The organism is Nitrosomonas mobilis, from assembly GCF_900103035.1.
Lineage (GTDB): Bacteria > Pseudomonadota > Gammaproteobacteria > Burkholderiales > Nitrosomonadaceae > Nitrosomonas > Nitrosomonas mobilis.
Genome location: NZ_FMWO01000087.1, coordinates 1 through 414 on the forward strand (window position 1 = coordinate 1; position 414 = coordinate 414).

Annotated in this window: 1 pseudogene; it reads right to left on the bottom strand. The window is 39.1% G+C overall.

From position 1 onward, the window contains the following. Positions 1-84: pseudogene (locus NSMM_RS15315) on the bottom strand (IS5/IS1182 family transposase); the annotation flags it as partial. Positions 85-414 lie beyond the last annotated feature (330 nt).

Genomic DNA, 414 nt, shown 5'->3' on the forward strand with positions numbered 1-414 from the left:
TGTCCTTTTGCGGGCACTCTCCAGCAAAGGCCTGATAACCTCGAATTGCTCCGACTTGATATCACTTGGATAATCTCTTCTCATCTCCCAAGCTTCTCATAACTCGGAGACTTTGAACAGGTTCTAATAGCTTTTCTGTTTGTGTCATAAGACTACCTTTCTATTATAGTATCATTATTGATACTATATAAAGATTTGTTTGTCAAAAAACTTTTATTGAAATTATTGTGTTTTCAGCAGGCTGGGGATGCTTCAGAAGACGGAAAAAATAGCACGCTAGTGCGCCGGGCTCTGTTGCAAAAAATAAGAAAATTGGTGCATTATTGAATTTTTTCAGGGTATTTCTCAATGTCGGATTTCAAATGGCGACATTACCAGGGCGGTGTAATCCTGGGTTGTGTTAGATGGTACAAC